The following is a 6,721-nucleotide window of genomic DNA, read 5'->3' as shown; positions in this document are numbered from 1 at the left end:
TAGGGGTGTAGCTCCAATTGGCAGAGCAGCGGATTCCAAATCCGCGTGTTGGGAGTTCGAATCTCTCCACCCCTGCCATATATCAAGCCTCAGCAGAAATGCTGAGGCTTTTTTATATTTGAATCTGAGAGTTTCAATACTCTAGAAAAAGCAGCGGATTCAGCTCATTCACAAAATAGTGCGTATTGGGAGTTCGAATCTCTCCACCCCTGCCATATATCAAGCCTCAGCAGAAATGCTGGGGCTTTTTTGCATTTGAATCTGAGAGTTTCAATAGTCTAGAAAAAGCAGCGGATTCAGCTCATTCACAAAATAGTGCGTGTTGGGAGTTCGAATCTCTCTACCCCTACCATATATCAAGCCTCAGCAGAAATGCTGGGGCTTTTTTGCATTTGGATATGAGAGTTTCAATGTTCTAGAAAAAGCAACGGATTCAGCTCATTCACAAAATAGCGCGTGTTGGGAGTTCGAATCTTTCCACCCCTGTCATATATCAAACCTCAGCAGAAATGCTGAGGCTTTTTTACATTTGAATCTGAGAGTTTCAATAGTCTAGAAAAAGCAGCGGATTCAGCTCATTCACAAAATAGCGCGTGTTGGGCGTTCGAATCTCTCCACCCCTGCCATATATCAAGCCTCAGCAGAAATGCTGAGCTTTATTCGAGAGCATTTAGAAAGGGCTGGGAGTCCGGTTAACTTCGTGGATCTACAAAGCAAAAAAAAGCCCCAACAACTGAGTTGCTGGGGCTTTTATATGATTGGGGTATTAAGCAAAACCTTGGATAATTACAAACTTCTCAAGGAGCTGCTCTTCACTTTCAACATGCTTTGGATCTGTGATTATGCATTTCGTAATAGGGCAAACTGATTGACAAGTTGGCTTGTCATAGTGTCCCTTACATTCAGTACATAAATTAGGATCGATCTCATAGATGCTGTCACCCATTGTAATCGCACCATTTGGACACTCAGGATCACACATATCACAGTTGATGCAGCTATCTTGAATCAGTAATGCCATTACTACTTACCTGTTGGATTTCGGGTGTCTTGCCCTTCACTAAGGTTACGCATTAATAAACCGAATTCTAAATCCATATCTTCAGGCACTGGAATGAAGACAAAGTGGCCATTGCCTTTAGCATCATCAATTTCTTGAGACTTGCGGTTTTCCATTTTTTCTAAAGTGAAGACAACGTTTCCATTTGGAGTCATTAATTCTAGGCTATCGCCCTTGATGAATTTGTTTTTAACTTCAACTTCAGCTAACTCACCTTTGCGAACGCCAGTGAACTCACCAACAAATTGTTGAGAGTCTGAAATAGAGTAACCGTATTCATAATTTTGGTAGCTGTCGTGAGTATGGCGACGAAGGAAGCCTTCAGTGTAGCCACGGTGCGCTAAACTTTCTAAAGTACCCATTAGGCTTTCGTCAAATGGTTTGCCTTCAACTGCATCATCAATTGCTTTGCGGTACACTTGAGCGGTACGAGCACAGTAGTAGAAAGACTTAGTACGCCCTTCGATTTTCAAAGAGTGAACACCCATCTTAGTTAGGCGCTCTACGTGTTGGATTGCGCGAAGGTCTTTAGAGTTCATGATGTAAGTACCATGCTCATCTTCAAAAGCAGCCATCTTCTCTTCTGGACGATGAGATTCTGAAAGTAGAACAACTTCATCAGTTGGTTTGCCTAAACCGAGAGTATTGTCTGGACGCTCTTCTTGAACTTCAATCTCTTGAGTTTCAACTTCTTGTATAGCAACACCAGTAGGGTTTGCGGCAACAATTTGGCCGTTCTCGTCTTCTTTAGCTGCTTCAGCTTTATATTCCCAGCGACACGCGTTCGTGCATGTACCTTGGTTTGGGTCGCGCTTGTTCATGTAACCAGACAGTAGGCAGCGACCTGAGTACGCCATGCATAGAGCACCGTGTACGAAAATTTCTAATTCAGTTTCAGGACAGTGTTCGCGAATCTCTTCAATTTCTTCTAGCGATAGTTCACGAGATAAGATTACTCGCTCTACGCCTTGAGTTGACCAGAATTTCACAGTTGCCCAGTTAACGGCATTTGCTTGTACCGAAAGGTGAATAGCCACTTCAGGGAAAGCTTCACGAACCATCATGATCAAGCCTGGATCCGACATAATTAGAGCGTCTGGGCCCATATCAACGATTGGTTTTAAATCACGAATGAAGGTTTTTAACTTTGAATTATGTGGTTGGATATTACATACCACATACAGCTTTTTACCTTGAGCATGCGCTTCATTAATGCCGATCTGTAGGTTTTCATGGTTGAATTCGTTGTTACGAACGCGAAGGCTGTAACGTGGTTGACCTGCATATACAGCATCTGCACCGTAGGCAAAAGCGTAACGCATATTTTTAAGGCTACCCGCAGGGGAAAGGAGTTCTGGTTTAAACATTGCTTAATTCTCTAGTTCTGATCACAAGTCAGGTCGATGTCACCGAGTGATATCGAAGGGGCGCAAATTTTACGTCAATTACAAGTGATAGTACAGAAAAGAGAATGCCGAAAGAAAATCTCTCGGCATTATATAACGGTTGATGCTTGGGTTGTTACGCTTCTGGGTGAGGAAGGCCGCCTAATGTTTCATATAAGTTAGGCAAGAAAGCGCCTAGCTCTGCACACATTAGAGAGAAATCTGCATCAAAACGCGCAGCCTGATCTTCTCTTGGAATATCGTCATTCTCATCTTTCAACTCATCGCAGAATTTGAGTCGCTTGATACTGCCATCTTCAGCAAGAATAAACTCAATGCGATCTTGCCAGTTTAGAGCCAATTTAGTCACAAGCTTATCTGCGTGAATATGGCTTAGAATTTCATCCGCTGAAAGCTCTTGTTTTTTACAACGAATCACGCCGCCATCTTCAAGAACGGATTTCAATTCAGCTTCATCAAGCATTGTCATGCCTTGAGGGGTATCGCCACTCTTAACCCACTCGGTTAAGGTTGTTTCAATAGCTTGCTCTGGGATCGCAGGGACAACAGGCAAGCTGCCCATTGTTTTACGTAAAAGTGCTAAAACATCTTCTGCTTTTTTGTAGCTACCAGAGTCAACGAGGATCATGCCTTGCTTAGGAAGAATAAGAGCAAACGTAAGACTGCTGCGGCTGAAAGCTCGTGGCAGAAGATCGATAATGATGTCTTCTTTTAGGTTGTCTTTCTCTTTTTTCTTTAGAGGGCGACCTTCTTGCGCTTCCATCATATCCACTTTCGCGTTTAACGAATCTTTGATAACAGATGCAGGTAACATTTTTTCTTCTTTTTTAGCACAGATTAGAATGCGATCTTCAGAAGTGTGAGTCATCATGTCGCCATGTCTGCCCATTGCATTTACCCAGCCAAATTTTTGTCTGTCTTGGCTGCCACAAGGAGTGAAGCGAAACTCTTCCAATTGTTTTTCTAGTTGATCTGCATTGAAGTCGATACCGCGATTAAAGCGATACACCATACAGTTTTTAAACCACATATTATTTCTCTGAGCTTGTAAGAAGGAGCCCATGATAGGAGATTTCAAATCTTTTGTCCTACTCCAAATTCAAAATATCACAATGAATATGCTAATAAACTTATATTAATAATTGTTTTCAAAGGTCACAAAAGTGTCATAATTAACCTTGATAATGCTTTGCGTCGATGAATTATAAAGGTTAATCAATAATGTCTAGAAGGATTCTGGTTGTTGAAGATGAAGCACCCATTCGTGAAATGCTGTGTTTTGTTCTTGAGCAGAAAGGCTATCAAGCGATAGAAGCGGAAGATTACGATACCGCGGTGAATAAACTCTGTGAACCTTTCCCCGATCTTGTTCTGTTAGATTGGATGTTGCCTGGTGGTTCTGGAATTAACTTCATTAAACATATGAAGCGTGAAGAGCTGACTCGAAATATTCCTGTCGTGATGCTAACGGCTCGTGGAGAAGAAGAAGATAAGGTTCGAGGTTTAGAAGTTGGTGCCGATGATTACATCACCAAGCCATTCTCTCCAAAAGAGCTAGTTGCTCGCCTTAAAGCCGTAATTCGACGTGTAACACCGACTGCACTTGAAGATGTTATTAATGTCCAAGGGCTGAAGTTAGATCCTGTTTCCCATCGTGTGACAGCGAATGATGAGCCGTTAGATATGGGACCAACCGAATTTAAGATGCTGCATTTCTTCATGACTCATCAAGAACGTGTTTATAGCCGCGAACAGCTGTTGAATAATGTTTGGGGTACTAACGTATACGTTGAAGACCGCACTGTGGATGTCCACATTAGACGTTTGAGAAAAGCGTTAGAGCAGGGAGGACATGATAAGTTAGTTCAAACCGTTCGTGGTGCTGGCTACCGTTTTTCTGTAAAAGCGTAATGAAGGACTAAGATTAACTAGAGTGACATATCGGAGATTTGAATGGTTGAACGACTGACCTTAAAAAGGCTGGCATGGGAGCTGGCTTTTTTTTACACCCCTTGGATTATTGTGGGGTGGATCTTCGGTTACATGCCGTGGCTACTCTTCATTGCCACCGCTCTACAATTAGCTTGGCATCTGCATAACCAAATGAAATTATCAACATGGTTATGGGATGAAAAGCGTTTAACACCACCTTCTGGAACCGGTAATTGGGAGTCGCTATTTAATGGCATTTATCGGTTGCAGCAGCGACAGCGAAAAAAGCGCAAAGAGTTAACGAACTTAATCCGTCGATTTCGTAACGGTGCTGAATCTTTACCCGATGCGGTTGTTGTCTTTCGCAGTGAAGGCAATATTGTGTGGTGCAACAAACTCGCCCAGCACCTTTTAGGTTTTCACTGGCCTGATGATAATGGTCAGCCAATTTCCAACTTGATTCGAACCCCTGATTTTATTAAGTATCTCAACAAGCAGGACTTCTCTGAGCCTCTTGAGATGTGCTCTCCATTAAACGTAGAGCGGATGCTTGAATTGCGTATCGTGCCATATACAGAAGGCGAGCACTTGATGGTTGTGCGTGACGTTACCCAACTCAAGCAGCTAGAAGGCATGCGTCGTAACTTCTTTGCCAATGTTTCTCATGAACTTAGGACTCCTATGACGGTGCTCAAAGGCTACCTAGAGATGACAGAAGATCCCGATATGGTGGTTGGGCCGATGTGGCCAAAGGCTCACGGTGTGATGACAGAACAGCTTAACCGAATGAATAGTTTAGTGAGCCAACTACTCACATTATCTAAAATTGAAGCCGCACCAATGCATGAGTTAGATGAAGTCGTCAACGTTCCATTAATGCTAGAGAACCTTGAAAAAGAGGCTCAAAGCTTGAGCGGTGATAGAGGACATCGACTCGACTTTCAAATCGATCCAAAACTGAAAGTACTTGCCGATGAGGATCAACTACGCAGTGCGATCTCCAACCTTGTTTATAATGCGGTTAAATACACACCTGAAGGGGCGGAAGTAAAAGTTCGCTGGTATCAATCGATTCAGGGAGCGTGTTTGGAAGTGTCTGATAGCGGAGAGGGAATCGAGCCACAGCATTTACACCGGTTAACTGAGCGTTTTTACCGAGTAGATAAAGCTCGCTCAAGAGATACGGGAGGCAGTGGACTTGGTCTTGCGATTGTAAAACATGCGCTTACTCATCATGATTCACACCTTGAAATCCAAAGTACAGTCGGGATTGGGAGTAAATTCTCATTCATTTTACCTAGTCGATTGATTGTTAAATGATGAAGAAAATGAAGTCCTTACCTTTTGTAAAAGTGATGACTTGGCTGACTATCACCATGGCTTCTGTGCTGAGCTTTCGAGTCATGGCTCAGTTACCAGATTATCAACGGGTGTTTGGTGTTTCAGGAAGCTTACTTTCTGTCGGCTCAGACACGCTTGCTGGAATGACAACGCTATGGGTTGAAGAGTTTGAATCGATATACCCTAACGTTAATGCTCAAGTTCAAGCTTCGGGTTCATCTACCGCGCCACCAGCATTAACTGAAGGTACGGCGCATTTTGGGCCGATGAGTCGACCGATGAGATTACGCGAAATTGAGGCATTTGAGCGAGAGCATGGTTATAAACCGACAGTATTGAAGGTGGCAATTGATGCTATTGGCATATTTGTTCACCGAGATAACCCAATTCAAGGCCTTAATTTTCAGCAGATAGATAGCATTTTTTCCGTCACCTTGAGGTGCGGGGCGACCAAGTCACTAAACAACTGGCACGAACTCGGTTTAGATAGTGATTGGTCGAAGCGGAAATTCCAGCTGTTTGGTCGTAATTCAGTCTCTGGTACTTATGGTTACTTTAAACAAAATGCCCTATGTGATGGTGACTTTAAAAAAGGTGTTAATGAGCAACCAGGGTCGGCATCTGTTGTTCAGTCCGTTGCCTCATCCATCAGTGGGATTGGCTACTCTGGTGTTGGTTATCAAGTCGCAGGGATCAAATTAATTCCAATCGCGAGATCTGGCGATGACTATATTTATCCGACACGTAAAAACATCTTAAATGGGCGTTATCCTCTCTCTCGTTTTTTATATGTTTATGTGAATAAGCATCCAACTAAACCATTAAGTAAGGTTCAATCTGAGTTCATTCGATTTATTTTTTCGAGGCAAGGACAAGAGCTTGTTCGAAAAGATGGGTATGTGCCGATTAGTCAAAGTCTCGCGAAACAGGAACTCGCGAAAGTTGAATTAACGTTATCTGACCAGAATTGACTAATTCATTG

At 42.9% G+C, this 6,721-nt stretch carries 6 protein-coding genes and 1 tRNA gene; 4 read left to right on the top strand and 3 right to left on the bottom strand.

The features are described from left to right. Position 1: 1 nt before the first annotated feature. Positions 2-78 (top strand) — tRNA-Trp (locus F0249_RS13025). Positions 79-766: 688 nt separating this feature from the next. On the opposite strand, the gene F0249_RS13020 is transcribed toward F0249_RS13025, so the two are convergent. The 3 genes from F0249_RS13020 to rdgC form a co-directional block, all read right to left on the bottom strand. Continuing rightward, positions 767-1,021: a YfhL family 4Fe-4S dicluster ferredoxin gene (locus tag F0249_RS13020; RefSeq protein WP_084654890.1), complete on the bottom strand. Its 255-nt coding sequence runs from the start codon at positions 1,019-1,021 to the stop codon at positions 767-769. A 2-nt stretch (positions 1,022-1,023) separates the two neighbouring features. Continuing rightward, positions 1,024-2,427 carry a tRNA 5-hydroxyuridine modification protein YegQ gene (gene yegQ, locus F0249_RS13015; RefSeq protein ID WP_171756934.1) on the bottom strand — a complete coding sequence of 468 codons (1,404 nt, stop codon included), beginning with the start codon at positions 2,425-2,427 and terminating at the stop codon, positions 1,024-1,026. 154 nt (positions 2,428-2,581) lie between these two features. Further along, positions 2,582-3,496: a recombination-associated protein RdgC gene (gene rdgC / locus F0249_RS13010; protein WP_113796614.1), complete on the bottom strand. Its 915-nt coding sequence runs from the start codon at positions 3,494-3,496 to the stop codon at positions 2,582-2,584. A gap of 191 nt (positions 3,497-3,687) precedes the next feature. On the opposite strand from rdgC, the gene phoB reads away from it, so the two are divergent. The 3 genes from phoB to F0249_RS12995 are packed head-to-tail and all read left to right on the top strand — an operon-like array spanning position 3,688 to position 6,710. Then, the gene (phoB, locus tag F0249_RS13005; protein ID WP_017053737.1) at positions 3,688-4,377 is read left to right on the top strand and encodes a phosphate regulon transcriptional regulator PhoB; all 690 of its coding nucleotides are present in this window, start codon (positions 3,688-3,690) and stop codon (positions 4,375-4,377) included. Positions 4,378-4,419: 42 nt separating this feature from the next. Continuing rightward, positions 4,420-5,718 (top strand): phosphate regulon sensor histidine kinase PhoR, encoded by a 1,299-nt coding sequence (phoR, locus tag F0249_RS13000; protein WP_113796608.1) that lies wholly within the window; start codon positions 4,420-4,422, stop codon positions 5,716-5,718. Beyond that, positions 5,715-6,710: a PstS family phosphate ABC transporter substrate-binding protein gene (locus F0249_RS12995; protein WP_136995415.1), complete on the top strand. Its 996-nt coding sequence runs from the start codon at positions 5,715-5,717 to the stop codon at positions 6,708-6,710. Before phoR ends, F0249_RS12995 begins: the two co-directional genes overlap by 4 nt. Positions 6,711-6,721 lie beyond the last annotated feature (11 nt).

This window comes from Vibrio sp. 03-59-1 (assembly GCF_013114135.1).
GTDB classification, from domain to species: Bacteria; Pseudomonadota; Gammaproteobacteria; order Enterobacterales; family Vibrionaceae; genus Vibrio; species Vibrio cortegadensis.
Note: the sequence above shows the minus strand (reverse complement) of the source record. Positions and strands in the feature narration are given on the sequence as shown.

Bases quoted from the DNA above. Each gene is read 5' to 3' on its own strand.
- F0249_RS13020 (WP_084654890.1), bottom strand. From the start codon at position 1,021: ATGGCATTACTGATTCAAGATAGCTGCATCAACTGTGATATGTGTGAT.
- yegQ (WP_171756934.1), bottom strand. From the start codon at position 2,427: ATGTTTAAACCAGAACTCCTTTCCCCTGCGGGTAGCCTTAAAAATATG.
- rdgC (WP_113796614.1), bottom strand. From the start codon at position 3,496: ATGTGGTTTAAAAACTGTATGGTGTATCGCTTTAATCGCGGTATCGAC.
- phoB (WP_017053737.1), top strand. From the start codon at position 3,688: ATGTCTAGAAGGATTCTGGTTGTTGAAGATGAAGCACCCATTCGTGAA.
- phoR (WP_113796608.1), top strand. From the start codon at position 4,420: ATGGTTGAACGACTGACCTTAAAAAGGCTGGCATGGGAGCTGGCTTTT.
- F0249_RS12995 (WP_136995415.1), top strand. From the start codon at position 5,715: ATGATGAAGAAAATGAAGTCCTTACCTTTTGTAAAAGTGATGACTTGG.